This is a genomic window from Bacteroides sp. D20, assembly GCF_003436255.1.
GTDB classification, from domain to species: domain Bacteria; phylum Bacteroidota; class Bacteroidia; order Bacteroidales; family Bacteroidaceae; genus Bacteroides; species Bacteroides uniformis.
In genome coordinates, this window is sequence record NZ_QSOO01000018.1 from 55,538 (window position 1) to 79,400 (window position 23,863).

At 44.6% G+C, this 23,863-nt stretch carries 17 protein-coding genes, 2 tRNA genes and 1 pseudogene; 12 read left to right on the plus strand and 8 right to left on the minus strand.

Annotated features, from left to right (window positions below; translation table 11 throughout):
* Positions 1-16: 16 nt before the first annotated feature.
* The 5 genes from DXD78_RS16940 to DXD78_RS16960 form a co-directional block, all read right to left on the minus strand.
* Positions 17-2,554 (minus strand): glycoside hydrolase family 2 protein, encoded by a 2,538-nt coding sequence (locus DXD78_RS16940; protein ID WP_009038168.1) that lies wholly within the window; start codon positions 2,552-2,554, stop codon positions 17-19.
* Between the two features lie 446 nt (positions 2,555-3,000).
* A tRNA-Ser gene (locus tag DXD78_RS16945) sits at positions 3,001-3,088 on the minus strand.
* Between the two features lie 125 nt (positions 3,089-3,213).
* Positions 3,214-4,170: an ABC transporter permease gene (locus DXD78_RS16950; RefSeq protein ID WP_008664980.1), complete on the minus strand. Its 957-nt coding sequence runs from the start codon at positions 4,168-4,170 to the stop codon at positions 3,214-3,216.
* Positions 4,163-4,906, minus strand: coding sequence for an ABC transporter ATP-binding protein (locus DXD78_RS16955; protein ID WP_008664982.1), 744 nt, complete (start codon positions 4,904-4,906; stop codon positions 4,163-4,165). Before DXD78_RS16955 ends, DXD78_RS16950 begins: the two co-directional genes overlap by 8 nt.
* A gap of 2 nt (positions 4,907-4,908) precedes the next feature.
* The gene (locus tag DXD78_RS16960) at positions 4,909-6,051 is read right to left on the minus strand and encodes an NEW3 domain-containing protein (RefSeq protein ID WP_008664984.1); all 1,143 of its coding nucleotides are present in this window, start codon (positions 6,049-6,051) and stop codon (positions 4,909-4,911) included.
* Positions 6,052-6,239: 188 nt separating this feature from the next.
* Between DXD78_RS16960 and DXD78_RS16970 the strand changes: the two genes are divergently transcribed.
* Positions 6,240-7,295, plus strand: a complete 1,056-nt coding sequence (locus tag DXD78_RS16970) for a winged helix DNA-binding domain-containing protein (protein ID WP_005832513.1) — start codon at positions 6,240-6,242, stop codon at positions 7,293-7,295.
* 6 nt (positions 7,296-7,301) lie between these two features.
* Here the strand turns inward: DXD78_RS16970 and DXD78_RS16975 are convergent.
* Positions 7,302-8,377, minus strand: a pseudogene (locus tag DXD78_RS16975) (alpha/beta hydrolase).
* Positions 8,378-8,406: 29 nt separating this feature from the next.
* Positions 8,407-8,943: a flavodoxin gene (locus DXD78_RS16980; protein WP_009038164.1), complete on the minus strand. Its 537-nt coding sequence runs from the start codon at positions 8,941-8,943 to the stop codon at positions 8,407-8,409.
* A 379-nt stretch (positions 8,944-9,322) separates the two neighbouring features.
* Between DXD78_RS16980 and DXD78_RS16985 the strand changes: the two genes are divergently transcribed.
* From DXD78_RS16985 to DXD78_RS17025, 9 genes are all read left to right on the plus strand, one after another.
* Positions 9,323-10,603: a site-specific integrase gene (locus DXD78_RS16985; RefSeq protein ID WP_117652896.1), complete on the plus strand. Its 1,281-nt coding sequence runs from the start codon at positions 9,323-9,325 to the stop codon at positions 10,601-10,603.
* Between the two features lie 65 nt (positions 10,604-10,668).
* Positions 10,669-11,958 (plus strand): YhcG family protein, encoded by a 1,290-nt coding sequence (locus tag DXD78_RS16990; RefSeq protein ID WP_117652897.1) that lies wholly within the window; start codon positions 10,669-10,671, stop codon positions 11,956-11,958.
* 11 nt (positions 11,959-11,969) lie between these two features.
* A complete protein-coding gene (locus DXD78_RS16995) occupies positions 11,970-13,007 on the plus strand; it encodes a hypothetical protein (RefSeq protein ID WP_117652898.1) in 1,038 nt (345 codons plus the stop codon).
* 223 nt (positions 13,008-13,230) lie between these two features.
* Complete coding sequence (locus DXD78_RS17000; protein WP_009121544.1) at positions 13,231-13,539, plus strand: DUF3853 family protein; 309 nt, start codon at positions 13,231-13,233, stop codon at positions 13,537-13,539.
* 14 nt (positions 13,540-13,553) lie between these two features.
* Positions 13,554-14,630 (plus strand): AAA family ATPase, encoded by a 1,077-nt coding sequence (locus DXD78_RS17005; RefSeq protein ID WP_117652904.1) that lies wholly within the window; start codon positions 13,554-13,556, stop codon positions 14,628-14,630.
* A gap of 212 nt (positions 14,631-14,842) precedes the next feature.
* Positions 14,843-15,799 (plus strand): toprim domain-containing protein, encoded by a 957-nt coding sequence (locus tag DXD78_RS17010; protein WP_117652899.1) that lies wholly within the window; start codon positions 14,843-14,845, stop codon positions 15,797-15,799.
* A gap of 214 nt (positions 15,800-16,013) precedes the next feature.
* Positions 16,014-17,417 (plus strand): mobilization protein, encoded by a 1,404-nt coding sequence (locus DXD78_RS17015; RefSeq protein WP_117652900.1) that lies wholly within the window; start codon positions 16,014-16,016, stop codon positions 17,415-17,417.
* Between the two features lie 156 nt (positions 17,418-17,573).
* On the plus strand, positions 17,574-18,242 hold the full coding sequence (locus tag DXD78_RS17020) for a hypothetical protein (protein ID WP_133302556.1): 669 nt from the start codon (positions 17,574-17,576) through the stop codon (positions 18,240-18,242).
* A 44-nt stretch (positions 18,243-18,286) separates the two neighbouring features.
* The gene (locus DXD78_RS17025; protein WP_133302557.1) at positions 18,287-19,723 is read left to right on the plus strand and encodes a hypothetical protein; all 1,437 of its coding nucleotides are present in this window, start codon (positions 18,287-18,289) and stop codon (positions 19,721-19,723) included.
* Between the two features lie 123 nt (positions 19,724-19,846).
* Here DXD78_RS17025 and DXD78_RS17030 read toward each other — a convergent pair.
* Positions 19,847-19,931, minus strand: a tRNA-Ser gene (locus DXD78_RS17030).
* A gap of 116 nt (positions 19,932-20,047) precedes the next feature.
* On the opposite strand from DXD78_RS17030, the gene DXD78_RS17035 reads away from it, so the two are divergent.
* Together DXD78_RS17035 and DXD78_RS17040 are read left to right on the plus strand one after the other, a co-directional pair.
* Positions 20,048-22,585, plus strand: a complete 2,538-nt coding sequence (locus tag DXD78_RS17035) for an endonuclease MutS2 (RefSeq protein ID WP_009038163.1) — start codon at positions 20,048-20,050, stop codon at positions 22,583-22,585.
* Positions 22,586-22,641: 56 nt separating this feature from the next.
* Positions 22,642-23,853 carry an L-serine ammonia-lyase gene (locus DXD78_RS17040; protein WP_005831694.1) on the plus strand — a complete coding sequence of 404 codons (1,212 nt, stop codon included), beginning with the start codon at positions 22,642-22,644 and terminating at the stop codon, positions 23,851-23,853.
* The last annotated feature ends 10 nt before the right edge of the window (positions 23,854-23,863 follow it).

Genomic DNA, 23,863 nt, shown 5'->3' on the forward strand with positions numbered 1-23,863 from the left:
GTCCGGATGGCGAGTATCAGAATTCATTGTTCAGGCAAGTCAGCCTCAACGAACCGTTGAACGCTTCGGCAGACAATCGCGTCCTGACCTGCACCTGCACGCTGCCCTTCGGCTGGACATCAAAATAATTGTCGCTATACACACTTTCATTGTCGGCAACGGACAAGCATACGGCACGGGCAAACTTGTCTGCCGAAACCATCACTTCATATCCACCTTCAATGGAACGGACTTCAGTCTGCAAATCCACCTTCGGATAATCCATATCCTTCTGCTTGCCCAGATAGTAGTTGTTATGGTACACCCTGCCCGATTTGTCCGTATAGTCTACGCGGACATATACCGTTCCTCTATCTGCCCCCTCCAGCAACTTGGCAAGCGGTGCGGAAAAACAGACACGGCTGTCATTACCGGAGATGCCGACAGACTTGTCCCAGTGATGAACCACGGTTCCGTCGAACTGGCAGACCTGGAGCTGCAGCCGGCCGGAAGTATTCTCCAAGCGGTCGGACACTGCATATACTTTCAAATCATCCCCCTCCACTACCGAAGAAATCAGGATGTCATCATAGGCCTTGCGGACATAATAGTGCTGCGCCTTCCAGCGTCCGTAATAGTCACGGCTCGCCCAGGAAGCTACGGGCCAACAGTCGTTGTGCTGCCAGAAAAGCGTCCCCATATTATACGGCATCTGGCGGCGGTGCGACTCGATGGCCGTCTTGATGGCATCTCCCTGCAGCACATGGTTCATATAAAGAAATGCCCGGAAATCACGCGGTTTTTTATATTCATTCAACAGGTAAGTCTCAATCAGCCCGTTGGCATGGTCGCCACCACGCTGATGGGACATCATCACCTCGGAACGTATATCCCAGTCTTCGGGGTAAGGAGCATAGCGCTTGACGGACTCGAACTCTGGAAAAGACTGAAAACCGTACTCGCTGAAAAAGCGGGATTTCTCGCTGTCATAATCAGAAATGGGTGCTTTACCATGCCAGACACTCCAATAGTGACGGTCCCCGTCAGTAGTACCGGACATCTCTCCCTCGAATGCGAACGGAGAAGAAGGCCAATAGAAGGTTCCGGGTGCATACTCCCTGACCACCCCGGGTAAGGTGACATGATACTGCTGCCGGTACTGTGCCCAAATCTTGTCGGCATATTCCTTGTTCTGCCGTTCTATCTCGCACTTCCAGCCCCAGCCCAGCCAGGCATCCTGGCATTCATTATTTCCACACCACAAAGCAATGCAGGCATGATTGCGCAAACGTTTCACATTGTCCACCGCCTCCTGGTGGATATTATCGAGTAGGGCGCCTTCTGCCGGATACATGCTGCAGGCAAACATGAAGTCCTGCCAAATCATGATCCCATACTCATCACACAAATCATAGAAGACATCGTTCTCATAGATACCTCCACCCCAGACGCGCAACATATTCATGTTTACACCGGCGGCATCGAGAATCGTCCTTTTATAATTCTCGGGAGTGACGCGCGGCAGGAAGTTATCCGAAGGGATGTAATTGGCTCCTTTGGCAAAAACCGGACGCCCGTTCAACTCTATATAGAAAGTATGCCCGTCCTTATCCGGCTGATGCACCACCTTCAAAGAGCGTATGCCCACCCTTTCGGTTTTAGAGTCCAACAATTCCCCACCTGCAATGATATCCGTACGGAAACGATAAAGAAAAGGCTCCCCCAGTCCATTACTCCACCACAGCTTCGGCTTGTGAAGGACAAAATCAACGGTCACCCGATTGGTGCCTCGCTTCAAATCCGCTTGCCACTCGCCAAGCACTCTTCCAGTAACCTCATCCGTTATCGTGACCAACACTCCATTCATATCCTTATCGGCATCCAGCTCCACATGTCCGGCAATCACGGCCCTGCCTGCACCGACTTCCTTCTGCTCGATAAACACATCGTTGATTCTCAAATCGCTCCAAGCCCTGATATACACCGGACGCCAGATGCCGGAGGTAACCAGACGTGGGCCCCAGTCCCAGCCATAATGATAACCCGCCTTACGGGCAAAAATGCTTATCTTCTTGTTGAACAAGCCCCCGTTTTCAGACTGGTCATTGGATGCCGGATACTGGTAGGGAAGTGCATCCCATTTGGGGACGTCTATCTTTACCGGCGAATGGAAGTACACCTTCAATATATTATTCTCCTCCCTAATGTACTGCCTGACGGGGATAGACCAGCGGCGAAACATATTGTCCGCTTTCAGTATACATTCATCATTCAAATAAACGTCAGCGTAAGTATCCAGCCCCTCGAACACAAGCTCCATATTCTCTTTCCGCATCATGCCGGCAGCAAGGGTAAAGCAAGTTTCATAAACCCAGTCTTCCTTGTCAATCCATTGTAATCCCCGTTCGTTCAACCGGAAAAACGGGTCTTCAATAATCTTGTTCTGCAGTAAGTCCGTGTGGACTACTCCCGGAACTGTAGCCGGATACCAATTGGTCAGTCTCGCCTGCCGGAATTTCCAGCCTTCATGAAGGTTCTTTACCGCTGTTTTTAGTTTCATACGAGTGTGTTTCATAGTTTTCTTTGACTACTCTAAATTACGGATAGACAAAAATACGACATTCAAAGGATACTTTATAATATCTTCTTAACGAAACATGATACAATCCCGTACACACCTACCGGGTCAGCGTCGCTGCACATCTGCTGCAGTGTGACTGCAAACGTGTTGCAGCGCTACTGCATATATGCTGCAGTGACACTGCATATGTGTTGCAGCGCCACTGCAAAGCTGAATGCAGTAGCACTGCAAAAAGCATGCACTTGCTTTGCAGTGGCAATGCATTATCCCATCGCCTTATTATGAAAGGAGATGTCATCCAGCTTCATTATCTATAATTAATTTACAAAGACATAGTTTCCAAGTCTTTCAAAGCAAACGGAGTACAAGCAAAAAAGGTCTACAAATCATAGATTTGTAGACCTTTACCCGCTAGTTTTCCATCTTATTCAGAACTGTTGCGGAGAGAGGGGGATTCGAACCCCCGATACCCTTTAGGGGTATACACGCTTTCCAGGCGTGCCTCTTCAACCACTCGAGCACCTCTCCTTGTTCGGGGCGCAAAAGTAAGGGAAGTTTTTGGAATTACCAAATGTTCGGGCAAAATATTAAAAGTCCGTTCAAGCAACCAATGCCGGAACGGACTTTCAACACTCAATAAAACATACTTATCATTACCGTGATCTGACTTCCCGTCTCATAAATATGACATACGAAAGAGCAAAACAGATGACAGTAGCTGCAATCAGTCCGGTGAGCTGCGGCCACACCACCAAAAGACTCTGTCCCAATGGCAGCGGACTGGGAATGGCCCCCTGAACCTGCTCCATAGTAAGCGGTCCCAAACTTCTGACGGAAGGCATCAGCAGCGTTGTGGTCGCCTCATTGAACAGTTCGCTAGGTGCCAGACGCATCAGACCGAGAATAAATTTCTGGTAACTGACTATCTGATAAGGAGATGCCAGCTGCGAAGGGCTCAATGCCTTGGCAACCAGATTGACAATCATCGTATAGAACACGCTGAAAAACAACCATACCGCCACCGAAGCCAATGCCGAGGTGGCCGCCTGACGGAAGCAAAGCGAAAACAGAATGGCCAGATTCAGCCAGAATGCCACATAGAACACACTGATTATGAGAAAGAATACAATCCTCCAAAATTCTTCTGCTGTGGGAGGAATGCCTATCGCTATCAACCCGCAGCCCATTACGAGGAATCCCAGTACAAACAGCATGATACCTATCACAATCAATGCAGCCACGAACTTGGCATTGATAATGCAATCACGATGAACAGGCTGTGACAGCATACGGCTCAACGTCCCCTTGTTCTGTTCCGAATTTATAGCATCGAATCCCAGCGCAATCCCCAACAACGGCCCCAGAAAGTTGATAAACTGCACAAAAGAAGGCAATGTGCCATCCGAGGCTGTGAATAACTTCAAGAAAAGGAACGAACCGTCCGGGTCATTGGGCTTGATGGCGGCACCTATGTTGGTAAGCGAGGTATAGAGTGAGCCCATGCACGTAAGCAAAATGATTCCCATCAAGATAATGAACCGCCAACTTTTCACATGGTCGGATATTTCCTTGTTAACGACTACCCAAAAAGGATAATTGACTTTATTCATGCCTTTCTCCTCCTTCCTCCATATAATGGCTATAAATATCAGATAATTCTTGATGCTTGTCCTTCAAATCAGACATATCAATCAAGGTGACCAGCTTCCCACTGTTGAACAGTCCCACGCGGTCGCAAACTTTCTGCACCTGGTCCAGGTGGTGGGAAGAGAACAAGACGGTCAGTCCCTCCTTCCGGCTCAACTGCCTAATGAGCTCGATGAACTCCTGAACACCGGCAGGGTCTATTCCCGAAGTAGGTTCATCCAGGATTATAATTTCCGGATTTTTGATAAGCACGTCCGCCAGTCCCAATCGCTGGCGCATACCGCGCGAATATTTCCCGGTCTTCTTTTTCATCTGTCCGGCAAGCCCCACATGCTCCATCAGCTCCAGCGCCTTGACTTTCGCTTCGGCATCCGAAATGCCATTGAGACGCGCAGTATATATAAGGTTTTCCGGACCGGTCATGTCATCATAAAACCCCACATCTTCGGGCAGATAGCCTATCTTCCGCTTTACCTCGATAGGATGCCTGGTAGAGTCGATACCGCAAATCTCCACAGAGCCGGAAGTGGGTTCCGTCAGTCCCAGCATCATCAGGATGGTAGTTGACTTGCCGGCGCCGTTTGGCCCCAATAATCCGAAAATCTCCCCTTTACGGATAGTCAAGCAAATGCGGTCTACGGCAGTGAAGCGCCCATACTGCTTGGTCAAGTCTGTCAATGCAATCACTCGCTCGTCCATGCTCACCTCCTTCCATATTTACGGAACAGATAGCATACGGCACCTATGGCAACGATTATTATCAAAACGCCCACCCATCCCCATATCATCGGGGTTTTCACGGCAATGCGGAATTGGGCGTCTGTATTCACTTCAGGAGTTTTGGCCGTCATGGTAGCCACATAATCTCCGGGCAATGCCTTTTTGGATGCTTTCATGGTAGCTACGACATTGGCCGTTTCCCCCGCCTTCAGCATATCAATCTTCGAAGGCTCAAAAGACACTTCCCAGTCCACGGGCTTATTGGCAGAAAGCTGGATATCTTTCAACAATGAAGAGCCGGTATTCCGGACCACCAACTCGATACGCTTCACATCTCCCGCTGTGATTTCGGTACTCAACAATCCTCTGGGCGTGGACAATTCCATCTCGTAGGAACCCGTGACAACAACTTCCAGCTCCAAGTCGGCAGAAGTCGTACCGGTAGCCGCACGTACCGGAATCTTGTAATTGCCGGCTTCCACATTGGCGGGAGGGACAATCTCTATACTCACATTCTGGCTGCTGTTCGCTTCCACCTGGGCAGAAGTGGCCTGCTTATAGTTGGGCTTGAACACGACACTCCAGCCTCTGGGGGCATTGGCCATCAGCGCATACAGCTGCTGGTCGGCCGTCTGGTTTTTCAAAGTGGCATTGAAGGTAAAGGTGGACTTGGAATTGCCCTGCATATTGGGCTGGTCGGTAGTGAACTCGGTCTGGTAAGTTCCTTTCTGGGCCACGACCACCTCCAGCGGCAGTTTGGTTTCTCCGGCAAATACTGTGAAATGATAACTTCCTTTATTTACTTTTAGAGGAACTTCCACTTTCAAATTGAACGTTTTCTTTTCCTGGGGCAGTACAGAAAGCTGGCTGAGGGTCCAGCCGCCTGACTTGATTTCATGCTTCCAACTGCCCGGCAATCCGCTGACCGAGAGATTTGCATTTGTAACCCCGTCCGTGTTGTTAATCAAATCAATGCTGTAATCAATGGACGCTCCGGGCGTCACGGAAATTTTTGTGTAAGGAGTGTACAGAATTATGCTTCCAGATTCATCGGCATGTACACTTAAGGGAAAGGCTCCCAACAAAATAACTAACAATAAAATACAATTTGTTCTCATAGTCATAAAAAAGTTCTTATGGTTATTTAATTATGAATATTTTCCCAATTTGTGCGTTGCAAAAATAAAAGATAGCTATATTAGTAGCTGTTAAAAGAAACAAAAGAATATAATTGCGGACACAATATACCCTGCGATGACCTGCTTTTCTTATCTTTGCGATTCCTATTGATACAAACGAATACCATACCGACATGAGAATCCCTGAAATACGCTTACAGAACCAGCAACTGTCCACTCCACTCTTCGGCCACCCGAAAGAGCTGGTCTCCTGGATGGGCGCCATGCAGGCACAAGACTATACAATGGTGAAATGGGCCGTAGGTATGCGGCTGAAGTCACCGGGAATTCAAGCCGTGGAAAAAGCCCTGCATCAAGGGGAAATACTGAGAACCCACATAATGCGTCCCACATGGCACCTGGTAGCAGCAGAAGACATTCGTTGGATGCTGAAACTCTCTGCACAACGCATCAAATCCGCCAATGATTCTTATGCAAAAGGACATGGTCTGGAAATCACGGAACAGCAATATGACAGAAGCCATACCGTACTCGGGAATATCCTCAGCGGGAAGCGAAGCCTGACGAAACAAGAGATTGCGGAACATTTTGAACGTTCGGGACTGCTTGCAGACAACTACCACATGACCCGCTTTATGTCGCGTGCCGAAGTCGAAGGTATTGTGTGTAGCGGAGAATGCCGTGGACGACAACACACCTATGCCCTTCTGGACGAAAGAGTTCCACCTACCCCCGAACTGACGAAAGAAGAAGCGCTGGCCCGTCTGGCTACAGCCTATTTCCGCAGCCATGCCCCCGCTACCCTGCAAGACTTCTCCTGGTGGTCCGGTTTGCCTTTAACGGAAGCAAGGCAATCTATTTCTCTGATAGAACCGGAACTGATGTCCGAACAATGGAACAGCCAGACATGGTACATCCATGACTCCTGCCGGACATCTGGAAAGGCGACCGGCAACCTGCACCTTCTTCCCTCCTACGACGAATACCTGATAGGATACAAGGACCGGACGGACGTCCTACCCAAAGAGGACTATTCCAAAGCTTTCACCAACAACGGATTGTTCTTTCCGGTACTTCTCTATAAGGGGCATGTAGTAGGAAATTGGAACAAGGCGTCCAAGAAAAAAGAAATCTTCCCGGAGCATTCGCTTTTCCGGAAAGACATCTGCCTGAAAGAGGAGTTGCTGAACCAGGCTAAAGAAAAGTACGTCCGGTTCCTAACACATTAAAGGCGGTCATCGAAGATGTTCATTGAAGAATCTCTCTATTTTGCCGAATGGAATTACCTCTATATTGTCATACAAGTCTACATGGTTTGCACCGGGAATAATCAGCAGTTCCTTATTATCACCCTGCAACTTTTTAAAAGCATCTTCACTGAAATAACGTGAATGGACCTTCCACCGTGCAGCATCAACACTGCACTACGGATTTCATCACTATATGAAAGGATAGGCATATTGATGAACGAAAGCGGTGAAGTCTTGTTCCATCCGTGATTCGAGTTGAGTGACCGCTTATGATAGCCGCGCGGTGTTTTATAATAGGCATGGTAGTCCTTCACAAATTGTGGAGCATCGGCAGGCAACGGGTCTACTACACCTCCTCCAAGAGCAAATGTACCGTTTCTATAATCCTCCGTACGCTGAGCATTAAGCTGGCGCCGCAATTCATGCCGTGCATCGGCATTCATAGAATCGAAATAACCGTTAGCATTGACCCGGCTCATGTCGTACATGGTTGCCGTAACTGTAGCCTTGATGCGAGTATCGATAGCCGCTGCATTAAGCGCCATGCCTCCCCATCCACAAATACCGAGAATGCCGATACGCTCTGCATCTACATCGTCACGGGTGGAAAGATAATCGACCGCTGCACTGAAATCTTCCGTATTGATGTCCGGCGAAGCCACATAACGGGGCTGGCCGCTACTTTCTCCCGTATAGGATGGATCGAAAGCAATCGTCAGGAATCCACGTTCTGCCAATGTCTGCGCATACAAGCCCGAAGCTTGTTCCTTCACGGCACCAAATGGGCCACTGATGGCAATGGCAGGCAATTTACCCGTCACATTCTTGGGTACATACAAATCGGCGGCAAGTGTAATGCCGTAACGGTTGTGGAAAGTTATCTTTTTATGGTCTACTTTATCACTCTGTGGGAATGTCTTGTCCCACTCTTGAGTCAGATTCAAATTCTCTTCCATAAATTTATTATCATTATTAGGATTATTTTCTGTTGCAGACAAATGTCCTGCAGCACAAAGGTTAATAACCATCGCCGCACATATGTTTTTTACCATGTTCTTCATCTCTACTTCTTTAAGTTTCGGTTGGAAATTCATTTCTTAATCCATTGCTTGACAGTTTCCCGGCTCGCTCCATTCAGCAGCCTGCCTTTTCCCCAGTTTATGCCGGGGTAATTCGTCTGCAATTCCTTTTCTGCATTAGAAATACTGCTGCTTCCCGAAGTGGCGAATGGAATAACCGTTTTACCTACAAAATCACCGCTTTCTATAAATGTATTGATGATTCTTGGAGCCAAATTCCACCAAATAGGAAAACCTATATAAATGGTATCATACTCCGCGAGACTTCCCAATTTAGAATACAATGCAGGACGTGATTTGGAATCCGACATCTCCACACTGCTGCGCGAAGCTTTGTCGTGCCAGTCCAAATCAGCAGCCGTGTACTTTTTCGCAGGCTGTATTTCGTAGAGGGTCCCATCAACAGCTTCTGCCACCAACTTGGCAGCCCTTGCCGTTGTTCCCGTTGCCGAGAAATAAGCTACCAGTGTCTTACCACCTTTTTTCTGTGCGTTAACAGTAATAGACAACAGCATAACTGCCATCATAAACAACACCAATCTTTTCATACGATATATTATTTAGTTGAAACATATAAATCCAATTGTTATAGCGATACAAAAGTAGCGGGTATTATTTATTATATAGGTATCCAAATTACTGATTATATAACCCGAATTACTGATAGATGTCCGAGAAGAGAAATAAAAAATCCCGTAAAATCAAGGTTTTACGGGATTTGTCATACTTTGAATCCTTTTTGTCTTTGGAGCTCAGCGGAGAGACAGGCTCTCGAACTTATACTTTCAGAAAATATCATAGAATTACAATTTACTGATAATCAAATATTAATCAAGATACAGAGTAAAACTAAATCTTTCTAAATGTCTTTTGCTATCTCAATTATTGGGTGTATATTTGGGTGTAGAATTTCAAACGCACCCAATTATGAATATCAAACGTAACATCATTTTTGCATTGGAGAGCCGGAAAAAGAACGGTGTGCCAATCGTAGAGAACGTACCTATCCGTATGCGTGTCATCTTTGCCAGCCAACGCATCGAGTTTACAACGGGCTACCGGATTGACGTATCCAAATGGGATGCAGACAAGCAGCGGGTAAAGAATGGATGTACCAACAAGCTAAAGCAAAGTGCAGCCGAAATCAATACGGACTTGCTGAAATACTATGCTGAAATCCAGAATATTTTCAAGGAGTTCGAGGTACAGGAGGTCATGCCAACGACCCAACAGTTGAAAGAAGCTTTCAACATGAGAATGAAAACCAGCGAAGAACAGCCGGAAGAAGCCCCTGTCAGCTTTTGGGAGGTGTTCGATGAGTTTGTAAAAGAGTGCGGTAACCAGAATAACTGGACGGCATCCACCTATGAAAAATTTGCAGCAGTGAGGAACCACCTCAAAGAGTTCAAGGAGGATGCAACATTTAACTATTTCGACGAGTTTGGATTGAACGAATACGTCAATTTCCTGCGTGATACCAAGGATATGAGAAACAGCACCATCGGCAAGCAAATGGGATTCCTCAAATGGTTCCTGCGCTGGAGCTTCAAGAAAGGACATCATCAGAACATTGTATACGATACATTCAAACCGAAACTGAAAACCACCTCGAAAAAAGTGATCTTCTTGACTTGGGATGAACTGAACAAATTGAAAGATTATCATATACCGCATGACAAACAATATTTGGAACGTATCAGGGATGTCTTTCTGTTCTGTTGTTTCACGAGTTTACGATATTCGGATGTCCGTAACTTGAAAAGAAGCGATATTAAACCCGACCACATTGAAGTTACCACAGTCAAGACTGCGGACAGCCTGATAATCGAACTGAACGACCACAGCAAAGCCATTCTTGAAAAATACAAGGATGTTCATTTCGAGAATCACATGGCATTGCCCGTCATCAGCAATCAGAAGATGAACGATTATTTGAAGGAACTGGGCGAGCTGGCGGAAATCAACGAACCTGTACGGGAAACCTACTACAAAGGAAATGAGCGCATAGATGAAATCACGCCCAAATACGCATTGTTAAGCACCCATGCCGGAAGAAGAACATTCATCTGCAATGCGTTGGCTCTCGGAATCCCTGCACAGGTGGTTATGAAATGGACGGGACACAGTGACTACAAAGCCATGAAACCCTATATTGACATAGCGGATGACATTAGGGCAAATGCAATGAACAAGTTCAATCAACTATAAAAGTATCAATTAGTTTCATAGATTACCACCTTTGAATTATATTTGTATTCTGAAAATATCATAAGATGAACAACAACGGACATAACATAGAAAAGACGAACTTTGACGCATTTATAAATGCTGTCGGTTCGGAAATACAACAGGCACAAGTACGGCTGATTACCGCAGCCAATGCGCAAATGTTGTTCCATTACTGGAAAATGGGTAACTATATTCTCTATCATCAGCAACTGCACGGATGGGGAAGCAAAACCATCAAACAGTTGGCAAAGGCTATCCGGTTCAATTATCCCGAAAAGAAGGGCTATTCGGAACGCAACCTTACCTATATGTGTCAGTTTGCAAAAGCATATCCTTTGAGGGCATTGCAAAGTTTCATAGAAACGGATGCAAAGTTGATAGCTCCAAGTGTGGAGAAAATAGCAAACGAAGTACGCTACTTAAACGATGCGCAATTTACGCAAGAGCCTCTTGCGCAAATCCAATCCACTGATAACAATGAAATTATAATCACGCAAGAACCTCTTGCGCAAATTCATAATGTTGCCAGAACCGTATCTGATATTTACCGGATGGAAATTAAGGATATAGAAAGCGTATTCATGGCATCACCTGTTGCAAGAACCAATTGGGCAAGCCATGTGATAATGCTTAACAATTCAATTCCATTAGGTGTAAGCTATTGGTACATGAAGCAGTCTGTGGAAATGGGCTGGAGCAGCAATGCTCTTAAAATACAAATTGAAACCAACCTGTACAGCAGACAAATCAGCAATAATAAGGTAAACAATTTCACAGCCACGCTTCCTGCACCGCAAAGCGACCTCGCCAATTACCTGTTGAAAGACCCGTACATCTTTGATTTGGCTGGAACTAAAGAGAAAGCAGACGAAAGGGACATAGAAGAACAGTTGGTTAAGCACGTTACCCGTTACTTGCTGGAAATGGGCAATGGCTTTGCTTTCGTTGCACGACAGAAGCATTTCCAAGTCGGAAACAGCGATTTCTATGCAGACCTGATATTATATTCTATTCCACTGCACGCATATATCGTGGTAGAATTAAAGGCTACCCCATTCAAACCGGAGTATGCAGGGCAACTGAACTTCTACATCAATGTGGTGGATGATAAACTGAGGGGAGAGAATGACAACAAGACTATCGGGTTGTTGCTGTGCAAGGGAAAAGACGAAGTTGTAGCACAATACGCATTGACAGGCTATGACCAGCCGATAGGCATCAGCGATTACCAACTGAGCAAGGCTATACCTGAAAACTTAAAATCGGCTCTGCCAAGTATAGAAGAAGTGGAAGAAGAACTGGCTTCCTTTCTTGATAAAGACAAAAATCCATAAACCCAAGATATATGGCAGGAGAAATACTGATTATGATTCCCCAATACGGTGAACTCAACCGAATATACAGTGACTTTATTGTAAGCCATACTTTTTCTTTTGACAAGCAGAAATTCATCACGAACTTCTACAAGCAATACAATGACACAAAAGTTTTTGAAGCCGCTATCCTTGAATTGGTACTTGACAAGCAGAAAGAACAGTACACTCTGATTCTCGACAGTCTAAGAGCCGAGATAGAGAAAAACATGATGCTTTACGAAAAATATCCATTGCTTGATGATGAGATAATTTCTCGTGTGTGCTACCATTTCGCTGATAGATATAATATTGATATAGAGGAACAACTGGAGGTTACACAAAGACTAAACAAGCCTTTGAACGAGGCATATAACAGATATGATTCTATTGGTTACAGGGAACATACGGCAGAAGAAGAAAAGCAAGCCGAAAAGGAATATGAACGCTGCAAGGCTGAATATGAGAAAGAAAAAGAAGAACTGAACAGGCTTTATGAATTGCAAAAGCAAGCAAGAAAAGAGGCTTTCCAATATATAGAGAACTGCTGCGGAGATATTTATAAATTGAGTTTCCATTTTATGGAAATATTAGCAAAATATATTCCCGTAGCTAAAGATAAACCGGAAGAGCTAACCAAGCCAAGCGAACCCGATATGCAAGAAGAAGCGCCCAAAGAGGAACAATACGAATATTTCGACATGGAGTTGCTTTCGCTCGTTTACACGACCTGCGTAGGAGAACAATTCGAGAATATTTCCGAATATGATTTCTATGCTTGTATGAATCTGCACCCCGGCAAATGCAAGCTGAAAATAAAAACGAGAGAGAAAATACGTGTCTGCTACCTGATATTCCTGATGGGTGAACAACTGCCCAAACTTGACAGGGAGAATTGGAAAAAGAATATCCTCAAAATGCTGGATATTGAAGAGAACTATTACAAGTCAAAATACAAGGAACCTGTTTCCGATTTCCCAAGTGACAGCAACCAGAAGTTCGCCAAAGAAATGGACGCAATATTCCGATAATCCGTGATGTACCCTGACATATTACGAAACAACCACTTTTACCACTCAAACTAATTTTTGAGTGGTATTTTTATTGTCTGATATTCAAAGAAATAACAAGATATTCCATTTACATCAACCACATCCTTACCACTTACAAACCTTCCTAATTTTGCATCGTTCGAGAACGGAAATAACAGCCAGTGCGCAGGGCTGATTGTTAAACGACTAAATAGATTAGACGATGACAAATCTTCAAGAGTTATTATCAAAACCCGTCTGGCAGATGACAGGCGAAGAGTTCATATTCTTAAGCAAGCACGCTTCCGGTCAAACGGAAATGCAGCCACAGCCCGTTACGGACACAGAAAGGAAGTATGTGTACGGAATACTGGGCATTGCCAAACTGTTCGGGTGCAGCCTGCCCACTGCCAACCGCATCAAGAAAAGCGGAAAGATTGACAAGGCAATCACCCAGATAGGACGCAAGATTATCGTAGATGTGGAGCTTGCCCTTGAACTGGCCGGGAAGAAAACAGGAGGACGAAAATAACGGGAGGCATGGCTATGGACTATATTAAAGAGACTAAGGACATATCGGCAGAAGAAGCCATTATCCTTTGGCAAGCCTCACGTTTGAGCCTGTCGAAAAGTTATGAGAAAGCACCTGAAATCCTCAAAGTACATGGTTCTGTCATTGGGACATTGGGCAATTTCAGCGCATCCATCGGCAAAGCCAAAAGTAAAAAGACATTCAATGTATCGGCTATCGTAGCCGCCGCATTGAAGAACGGCACAGTGTTGCGGTATGTGGCGGAACTGCCGGAAGATAAGCGGAAAGTGCTTTATGTTGATACAGAGCAAAGCCCTTACCATTGCCTGAAAGTCATGACACGCATTTTGCGGATGGTCGGCTTGCCAGATGACAGGGACAATGAGAACCTTGAATTTCTCGCTTTGAGAAAATACACGCCTGAGCAACGTATCAGGATTGTAGAACAGGCTATCTACAACACTCCCGACATTGGTCTTGTAATCATAGACGGCATCCGTGATATGGTGTACGACATCAACAGTCCCGGTGAATCCACACGCATCATATCCAAACTGATGCAGTGGACGGACGACAGGCAGATACACATCCATACGATACTGCATCAGAACAAGGGGGATGAGAATGCGAGAGGGCATATCGGTACGGAGTTGAACAACAAGGCGGAAACCGTATTGCAGGTAGAAAAGGACAAGGGCAACGGTGACATCAGCCATGTTTCAGCCATTCACATACGAGCAATGGACTTTGAGCCTTTTGCGTTCCGCATCAACGACAAAGCCCTTCCCGAACTTATAGAAGGTTACAAACCCGAAACAAAGAAACCGGGAAGACCCGAAGAAGAGAAGTTCGACCCTTACAGGCATATCACCGAGCAGCAGCACCGCATCGCATTGGAAGCCGCATTCGGTCTGAAAGAGGAATATGGTTACAAGGAACTGGAAGATGCTTTAATCAAGACCTATATGTCCGTGGGTGTAAAACTGAACCATAAAAAGGCGGTATCGCTCATCACCATGCTCCGCAACAAGCGGATGATAGTGCAGGAGAACGGCAGGAAATACACCTTCATGCCCGACTTCCACTATTAGCCCATTTCCCTGCAATCACTTCACTTTATTCTCGGGGTGTATATATTAGGAATATAGTGAAGTGGTTGGGGAACGGGACTAAATCGCTTCACTTTATTACCGTATCCTATATATACGAGAATTTAGTGAAGTGGTTATAGACCGTACTTCCTAAAAAGGTACGGGCGAAAAGAAAAATGAATCAATTTACCAACTACTAAAACAATCATTTTATGGATATACAGACAGCCAAGCAAATCAGGATAGCAGATTTTCTGCACAGTTTGGGATATTCTCCCGTCAAGCAACAAGGTATCAACCTGTGGTATAAATCACCGTTAAGGGAAGAAGCAGAAGCTTCGTTCAAGGTAAATACCGAACGTAACCAATGGTATGACTTCGGTTTGGGCAAAGGTGGCGGTATCATTGAACTGGCTGCACACCTATATGCTACCGACCATGTACCTTACATCTTGAAACGGATAGCGGAACAGACACCATATGTGCGCCCGGTATCTTTCTCTTTTGGCAAGCAAAACTCTTCCGAGCCGAGCTTCCAACAGTTGGAGATTGTTCCGCTGTCATCTCCTGCCCTGCTTGCCTACTTGCAAGGTAGAGGAATAAATACAGAACTGGCGAAAAGAGAATGTAGTGAAGCCCGTTTCACCCACAACGGCAAGCGGTACTTTGCCATCGCCTTTCCCAATGTATCGGATGGATATGAAATCCGCAACCGCTATTTCAAGGGCTGTATCGCCCCAAAGGAAATCTCCCACATCAGACAATCAGGGAAAGCGAGGAATACCTGTTATGTATTCGAGGGGTTCATGGATTACCTCTCCTTTTTGACATTGAGACAGGAGAGCTGCCCGAATTATCCGGAGTTGGACGGGCAGGACTACATTGTATTGAATTCCGTATCGAATATAAACAAGATTCTCTATTCGTTGGGCAATTACGAACGCATTCACTGCTTTTTCGACAACGACCATGCAGGCATGGAAGCACTCCGGCAAATCCGCAAGGAATACGGCAGAAACAGATACATCCGTGACGCTTCGCAGACTTACAACGGATGCAAGGACTTGAACGAATACTTACAGAAACAGGCTGAGAGAAAAGGGCAAGTCCAATCCGTCAAAGGGGTGCGCAGCCAGTCACCGAAAAAGAAAAACGGCTTTCGGTTATAGCCCACTATAACTACACGCTCCGCTTTCGTAGTTGTGGGCTCTCCCGAGGGGATTAGGGCTTTGCCCTAATGACCCACTCAGGGCGTTTCTCCCCTGAGAACCCAGAGCAAAGAGTGACCCTCTCTTTGCAATCTCCGCTTATGGGTTGTACCCCTAAGAACCCCACTGCGGAAGCGAAGAAACAATCTATTGCGAACAATAAAACAGAACAGCTATGGCAACAAAATCAAGCATACATATCAAGCCTTGCAACATTGCATCAAGCGAGGCTCATAACCGTAGGACTGCCGAGTATATGCGTAACATCGGCAAGTCCAAAATCTATATCGTTTCTGAACTCTCTGTCGACAACGAACAGTGGATAAATCCCAGCTTCGGCACTCCCGACTTGCGGACGCACTATGATAACATCAAATGCATGGTCAAGGAAAAGACAGGTCGTGCCATGCAAGAGAAAGAGCGTGAACGCAAAGGCAAGAACGGCAAAATAATCAAAGTGGCAGGATGTTCGCCAATCCGTGAAGGTGTACTGCTCGTCAGGCCAGACACCACATTGGCAGATGTGCGTAAATTTGGCGAGGAGTGCAAACAACGCTGGGGTATTACTCCGCTGCAAATCTTCCTGCACAAAGATGAAGGACATTGGCTGAGCGGACAACCCGAAGCCGAAGACAGGGAGAGTTTCCAAATTGCTGGAAAGTGGTTCAAGCCGAATTATCACGCTCATATCGTTTTCGATTGGATGAACCACGAAACCGGAAAGAGCCAAAAACTCAATGACGAGGATATGGCAACCATGCAAACCCTGGCTTCCAATATACTTCTGATGGAACGTGGGCAGGCAAAAGCTGTTACAGGTAAAGAGCATCTGGAACGGAACGACTTCATTATTAAGAAGCAGAAAGCCGAACTGCAACGTATAGAGGAAACCCAAAGGCACAAGGAGCAGCAAGTAACTCTTGCTGAACAAGAACTCAAACAGGTAAAATCCGAGATACGCACGAACAAGCTCAAAAGCGTAGCCACCGATGCGGCCACCGCCATAGCAAGCGGAGTCGGTTCTCTTTTCGGAAGTGGAAAACTGAAAGAGTTGGAGCATAGCAATTCGGAACTGCATAAGGAAATAGCAAAACGTGATAAAAGCATTAATGGTTTGAAAATCCAAATGAAGCATATGCAGGAACAGTATGGCAAACAGATTCAAGATCTTCAAGGAATACATAACCAAGAACTTGAAGCAAAAGACAAGGAAATATCACGATTGAACACCATTCTTGAAAAAGCGTTCAACTGGTTTCCTTTACTCAAAGAGATGTTGAGAATGGAAAAACTCTGCTATGCCATCGGATTTACCAAAGATATGGTAAACAGTCTTTTGACAAAAAAAGAAGCAATCAGATGCAATGGGAAAATCTATTCCGAAGAGCACAGACGAAAGTTTGACATCAAGAACGATATTTTCAAGGTAGAGAAAAGTCCAACCGATAGCAGTAAACTTGTGCTAACCATAAACAAGAAGCCAATTGGAGATTGGTTCAAGGAACAAATGGAAAAATTGTGGCAAAGTTTACGTCACACGACAGAAGAACCAAGAAAAAATAGAGGATTAAAGCTATAATTTGATAATATCAAGCAAGTATCAGGATGTTTTTTCTTATTTTTGTCTGACAAAAATAATATATATAATATGAACTGGATATACAAAAACCACGAACTTAAAACATCGGGTTGTTATAATATGAACTTTCTGTTCAACAATGGTAAATTTTACATAATGGATAATCATTTAGCTGCTGCTTGGTGTTGGTTACAAAAAATAGACACATCCAAAAGATATGGACTATTTCATATTGACAGACACTATGATTTATTAAATAACCTGACCGATGATTTTATAGCAGAGAATAGGAGTGAATTAATTAATAAAGATTTCTTTTTTTACTTATCTTTAAAAGATAACATGAACAACCAAGCTATTAGATATGATAATTATATTGATGCTTTTAACAAACTACACCCCAATCTTCTACAGCAAATTTATTATGCAACACATAAAGATGGAACGGATCAAAATGGCACAAGTCTTGAGCATATAAATACATACGAGCCTAACTTGTGGGAATTAGATACTAATATTAATTATTGGCTCACTGAATGTCATAAAGATATAGACCAATGGATTGTTAATATTGACTTAGATTTCTTTTTTACAGGAGAAGATGGTGAGTGTTCTCAATTCATCACAAGAAAATACATAAAGAATATTTGTAAAGAGATAAAAAACTCACTGCCCAAAATAGATGTTGTAACAATTGCAATTAGTCCAGAGTTTTGTAATGGATGGGGGAATGCTTTCAATATATTGAGAGTAATCACTACTGAGCTAGATATTTATATGCCATATAAGTATAAAAGATATAAGAAACATTCTTTTTTATTTTAATGACAGCTATTTTAGTATACATCTTGAATACCCCTATTAAAGACATGATACTTATTAATGATTGCGATATAATTAGAGCAGATAAGCTAAATGAAATAGAAACAGTAGAATTTCCTAATTCCACTTGCATTTCAACGTGCCAATGGTGCAAACTAAGAAAAATAGTACATAAAGATTATAACTCATGCTATTGTGAAAATCCTATATGTAGATTAAAAAATACTCGTTCAACCATTTTCCCATTTATAAATATCCCTTTCCTCCAAGAACGAATATGGACAGAATGCGAAATTGGTTATTTTGATATTATAAAAAAGACAAAAGACTATAGACCGATTAAAATTGACCACATAATAATCAATTCCATCAAAGTACTAAGAATTTCTCAGCAACATCACTCATACGGTTATCGTTATGGTCGAGACGATCTTGAATTATCATATAGTTATGAAATTTCAGTAGAGATTTATAATCATGAGAATGAACAACATATCAATCACATATTCACATCAAATGATCTCATTCGGAAAGAGCCATGGGGCGAATATGATAAATCTAAAGCTCTAACAATGAAGTATCTATTTCAGAAGACTATTCCTTTGTTGATTGAATATGTAAAGTATCAAAAACCCATAAATCTGGTTAATTTCAACTACATTGAAAAAACATTGCCACAAAGAAACAATTATACCTCTAATGTTCATCGTTTTAACAAATCCGATGCACTGAATATTATATACAGCATGGAAATAAAAAATATAAATGGCAATAAAATTATCAGATTTGGAGCTAGAATGGGAGAATATATAAATTTCTATATAGCAAATCTAATAAATTCCATCCTAAATATTAATCTAAAATATGACATACAGACCAAAACAATATATTCAGAACTCCCATATATTTCCCAACAAAGAACATATGGTTCTTTAAAAGAATACATTTCTTGCCTGCTCTATTTAGGCATTATAAAAAACTATAATGATAATCTTGCAAAACAAGAGTATCTGATAGCAGTACCAATAGAAGGCCTTTCATTAACTTCCAAAATCAATTTTGTTGAAAAATTAATTCCAAGTAAAGAGTTAATTCAAATTTTCAGTTTCTTTTCAAATATGGATGCAACGCATTTTCAAGATGGCATAACTAGAGTTGGACGAGATGACAAAGAGTGGAAAGAATTATCTTTTACATTTCCTTTACTTTCGGATTTTAGACCAAATATGGCATTAATACAGAAAATAAATGAACTGCTACAAATAAAATTAACCTTTTACCAATCAAAAAATGATTCTAATTCGATAGGGTATTCTTATTTTGAAATATATGATGATGATTATATTGGAGGTTTGGCATGTAACAGAACAGATTTAGGATCTACTGAACTTAGAAAAACATCTTTTCACAAATTAGTTTGCGCTATTATGGATTACTATCTTCATAAACCCGAAGAATTCACTAAATTCACCAGTAACAATTAGATATTCAAAACTTTAACAGTTTAATATATAAACATTAATTTTTATCAAAAACACCCAACTTCACATTATCGGGTGTAAAGCTGGGTGCAATTCTTGTAAACTATTGATTTTCAATGTTTATTGCGGAGAGACAGGGATTCGAACCCCGGGTACCTCGCAGCACAACGGTTTTCAAGACCGCCGCAATCGACCACTCTGCCACCTCTCCTAAAAACTTCCTTTTCGAGAAGTGCTTTTTTCTTAAAGCGGTGCAAAGGTACAAATCATTTTTAATTCTGCAAACTTCCTTTCTCTTTTTTCATGAATTAATAGTACTTTTGCACCATGATATATCCGCAGAACTTTGAACAGAAAATAGGTTTCGACCAAATACGCCAATTGCTGAAAGAAAAATGCCTCAGTACACTTGGCGAAGAACGGGTGATAGACATGGCATTCTCCGACCACTTTGGAGAGGTGGAGGAGCGTTTGGACCAAGTCACTGAATTTGTACGCATACTCCAAGAAGAAGACAACTTCCCGGCACAATACTTTTTTGATGTACGCCCGTCACTGAAACGCATACGTGTGGAAGGCATGTATCTAGATGAACAAGAGCTCTTTGACCTGCGCCGTTCACTGGAAACCATACGTGATATTGTACGTTTCCTACAGAAAAGCGACGATGATGAGGAAGAGGGCGCTTCCCCCTACCCTTGTCTGAAAAGATTGGCAGGAGACATCACCGTTTTCCCACAGCTCATAGCAAAAATAAACGGCATCCTCTCTCCTTACGGAAAAATCAAGGACAATGCCTCTACAGAGTTGGCACGCATCCGCCGGGAACTGGCAAGTACTATGGGAAGTATCTCCCGCTCACTGAACAGTATTCTACGAAATGCCCAGTCCGAGGGCGTTGTGGACAAAGATGTAACGCCCACCATGCGTGACGGCCGTCTGGTCATTCCCGTTGCACCGGCACTGAAACGGAAAATACGCGGTATTGTACACGACGAGTCGGCCAGTGGTAAAACCGTATTCATCGAGCCTGCCGAAGTAGTGGAAGCCAACAATCGCATACGAGAACTTGAAGGTGACGAACGCAGAGAAATTATCCGCATCCTGACGGACTTCTCCAACCAGCTGCGCCCCTCCATCTCCGACGTACTGCTATCATACGAGTTCCTTGCCGAAATAGACTTCATACGTGCCAAAGCATTGTTTGCCGAGCAAATATCCGGACTCAAACCGGCTCTCGAAAACAAGCAACTACTGGACTGGACAATGGCGGTACACCCACTCTTGCAACTTTCTCTCGCCAAACATGGCAAAAAAGTCGTACCGCTTGACATCGAACTGAATGAAAAGCAACGTATCCTTATTATCTCCGGTCCGAACGCAGGCGGCAAGTCTGTCTGCCTAAAGACAGTAGGCTTATTACAATACATGCTGCAATCCGGACTACTCATCCCGATGCACGAACGCAGTCATACCGGAATATTCAGCAGCATATTCATTGACATCGGTGACGAGCAGTCCATTGAAGATGATTTGAGTACCTACTCCTCCCACCTTACGAACATGAAAATCATGATGAAAAACTGCAATGAACGGAGCCTCATCCTGATTGATGAATTCGGTGGTGGAACAGAACCCCAGATAGGAGGCGCCATCGCCGAAGCCGTATTGAAACGCTTCAACCAAAAACAGACGTTCGGTGTCATCACCACACACTATCAGAATCTGAAACATTTTGCCGAAGACCATGAAGGTGTAGTAAACGGCGCCATGCTCTATGACCGCCATCTGATGCAAGCACTGTTCCAGTTGCAGATAGGCAATCCGGGCAGTTCGTTCGCTGTAGAGATTGCCCGCAAAATAGGTCTGCCGGAAGATGTCATCGCCGATGCCTCGGAAATTGTGGGCAGTGAATACATCAATGCCGATAAGTACCTGCAAGACATTGTGCGCGACAAACGCTATTGGGAAGGCAAACGCCAGACAATACGCCAGCGTGAAAAGCACATGGAAGAGACTATCGAGCGTTATCAAACCGAAATCGAAGATTTGCAGAAATCCCGGAAGGAGATTCTGCGCAAAGCGAAGGAAGAAGTGGAGCAACTGATGCAGGAAGCCAATGCACGCATCGAGAACACCATACGCTCCATCAAAGAAGCCCAAGCAGAAAAAGAAAAAACACGCCAGGCCCGCCAGGAGTTGACGAACTTCCGTGAATCAATGGAAGCGCTTGCCAACAAGGAACTGGAAGAAAAAATCGCCCGCAAAATGGAAAAGCTGAAAGAGAAGCAGAACCGGAAAAAGGAAAAGAAAGCGGGCAAAGGAAAAGAGAACGGACTGTCTGCCCAGGCTTTGGCAGAACAGCAGGCGCGGAAAGAGGCAGAACGCCTTGCAGCCATCACCCCCGGCTGCAACGTCAGAATAAAGGGCCAAACCTCTGTGGGCGAAGTAATGGAAGTGAATGGCAAGAATGCGGTCATCGCGTTCGGCAGCATCAAGACTACCGTAAAGCTGGACAGGCTGGAACGTACCAACGCGCAGCCTAAACAAGCTGATGTGTCCACCAAAAGCACTTTCATCAGCGCCCAGACCCAGGACAGCATGTACGAGAAGAAACTGCATTTCAAACAAGACATTGATGTCCGCGGCATGCGTGGCGACGAAGCCTTGCAAGCCGTTACCTATTTCATTGATGACGCCATCCTTGTCGGCATGTCACGCGTGCGTATCCTTCACGGAACGGGAACAGGCATCCTGCGCATGCTTATCCGTCAATATCTGGAAACTGTTCCCGGAGTGCGCCACTTTGCCGACGAACATATACAGTTCGGCGGAGCAGGCATCACCGTTGTGGACTTGAGTTAATGGATAATTGACAGTTGATAATTGATAGTTAAAGCTAAATCATAAATCTGAAATATATGAAATCAATCAAAGAACTCTACCGTATCGGTACCGGTCCATCCAGCAGCCACACCATGGGACCGCGCAAGGCAGCTCAGATATTCCTGGAAAGGCATCCCGAAGCAGCCGCATTCCAAGTAACCCTATACGGAAGCCTCGCCGCTACCGGCAAGGGACACATGACCAATGTTGCCATCACCGAGACATTGCAACCCGCAGCACCGGTAGAAATAATCTGGGAACCCAAAATATTCCTGCCCTTCCATCCCAACGGCATGAAATTCGTCTCTTTGGACAGCGAAGGCAAGGAGACCGACCAATGGACTGTATTCAGTGTCGGCGGCGGTGCCCTGGCAGAAGAGAATGACGGAGCATCATCCGTAAACACCCCGGATGTATACGAAATGAACAGTATGACCGAAATACTACAATGGTGTGAACGTACCGGAAAAAGTTACTGGGAGTACGTCAAGGAATGCGAGGAAAGCGACATTTGGGATTACCTGCAGGAGGTATGGAAAACCATGCAGGCTGCCGTAAAACGGGGATTGGATAGTGAAGGAGTCTTGCCTGGCCCTCTGAATCTGCGCCGAAAGGCTTCTACCTATTATATACGTGCCAGTGGCTACAAGGCTTCCCTCCAGTCGCGCGGACTGGTATTTGCCTATGCCTTGGCAGTAAGTGAAGAAAATGCGTCAGGTGGGGTCATTGTCACTGCACCTACCTGCGGTTCGTGTGGCATTGTACCGGCAGTGCTCTATCATCTGCAAAAAAGCCGGGAGTTCAGCGACACACGCATACTCCGTGCCCTTGCCACAGCCGGACTGATAGGAAACATCGTGAAGACCAACGCTTCCATTTCGGGAGCGGAAGCCGGATGCCAGGCAGAGGTAGGCGTAGCATGTTCCATGGCATCAGCCGCAGCCAACCAATTGTTTGGAGGCAGTCCGGCACAAATAGAATATGCCGCTGAAATGGGATTGGAGCATCATTTGGGAATGACCTGCGACCCGGTTTGTGGGTTGGTACAAATCCCGTGCATCGAACGTAATGCCTACGCCGCCGCACGTGCCCTGGATGCCAACCTTTACTCCTCCTTCACCGATGGCATGCACCGCGTATCATTCGACAAGGTGGTGGAAGTCATGAAAGAAACCGGAAACGACCTGCCCTCCCTCTACAAAGAAACCAGCGAAGGAGGACTGGCGAAGGATTATAAGCCGATGTAGTTAGAGATTA

Excerpts from the sequence above, each read along its gene's own strand:
- DXD78_RS16955 (WP_008664982.1), bottom strand. The coding sequence starts at position 4,906 with ATGGACGAGCGAGTGATTGCATTGACAGACTTGACCAAGCAGTATGGG.
- DXD78_RS17010 (WP_117652899.1), top strand. The coding sequence starts at position 14,843 with ATGGATATACAGACAGCCAAGCAAATCAGGATAGCAGATTTTCTGCAC.
- DXD78_RS16990 (WP_117652897.1), top strand. The coding sequence starts at position 10,669 with ATGAACAACAACGGACATAACATAGAAAAGACGAACTTTGACGCATTT.
- DXD78_RS16960 (WP_008664984.1), bottom strand. The coding sequence starts at position 6,051 with ATGACTATGAGAACAAATTGTATTTTATTGTTAGTTATTTTGTTGGGA.
- DXD78_RS16950 (WP_008664980.1), bottom strand. The coding sequence starts at position 4,170 with ATGAATAAAGTCAATTATCCTTTTTGGGTAGTCGTTAACAAGGAAATA.
- DXD78_RS16985 (WP_117652896.1), top strand. The coding sequence starts at position 9,323 with ATGAATATCAAACGTAACATCATTTTTGCATTGGAGAGCCGGAAAAAG.
- DXD78_RS17000 (WP_009121544.1), top strand. The coding sequence starts at position 13,231 with ATGACAAATCTTCAAGAGTTATTATCAAAACCCGTCTGGCAGATGACA.
- DXD78_RS17005 (WP_117652904.1), top strand. The coding sequence starts at position 13,554 with ATGGACTATATTAAAGAGACTAAGGACATATCGGCAGAAGAAGCCATT.
- DXD78_RS17020 (WP_133302556.1), top strand. The coding sequence starts at position 17,574 with ATGGATAATCATTTAGCTGCTGCTTGGTGTTGGTTACAAAAAATAGAC.
- DXD78_RS17015 (WP_117652900.1), top strand. The coding sequence starts at position 16,014 with ATGGCAACAAAATCAAGCATACATATCAAGCCTTGCAACATTGCATCA.
- DXD78_RS16940 (WP_009038168.1), bottom strand. The coding sequence starts at position 2,554 with ATGAAACACACTCGTATGAAACTAAAAACAGCGGTAAAGAACCTTCAT.
- DXD78_RS16995 (WP_117652898.1), top strand. The coding sequence starts at position 11,970 with ATGGCAGGAGAAATACTGATTATGATTCCCCAATACGGTGAACTCAAC.
- DXD78_RS17025 (WP_133302557.1), top strand. The coding sequence starts at position 18,287 with ATGATACTTATTAATGATTGCGATATAATTAGAGCAGATAAGCTAAAT.
- DXD78_RS16970 (WP_005832513.1), top strand. The coding sequence starts at position 6,240 with ATGAGAATCCCTGAAATACGCTTACAGAACCAGCAACTGTCCACTCCA.
- DXD78_RS16980 (WP_009038164.1), bottom strand. The coding sequence starts at position 8,943 with ATGAAAAGATTGGTGTTGTTTATGATGGCAGTTATGCTGTTGTCTATT.
- DXD78_RS17040 (WP_005831694.1), top strand. The coding sequence starts at position 22,642 with ATGAAATCAATCAAAGAACTCTACCGTATCGGTACCGGTCCATCCAGC.
- DXD78_RS17035 (WP_009038163.1), top strand. The coding sequence starts at position 20,048 with ATGATATATCCGCAGAACTTTGAACAGAAAATAGGTTTCGACCAAATA.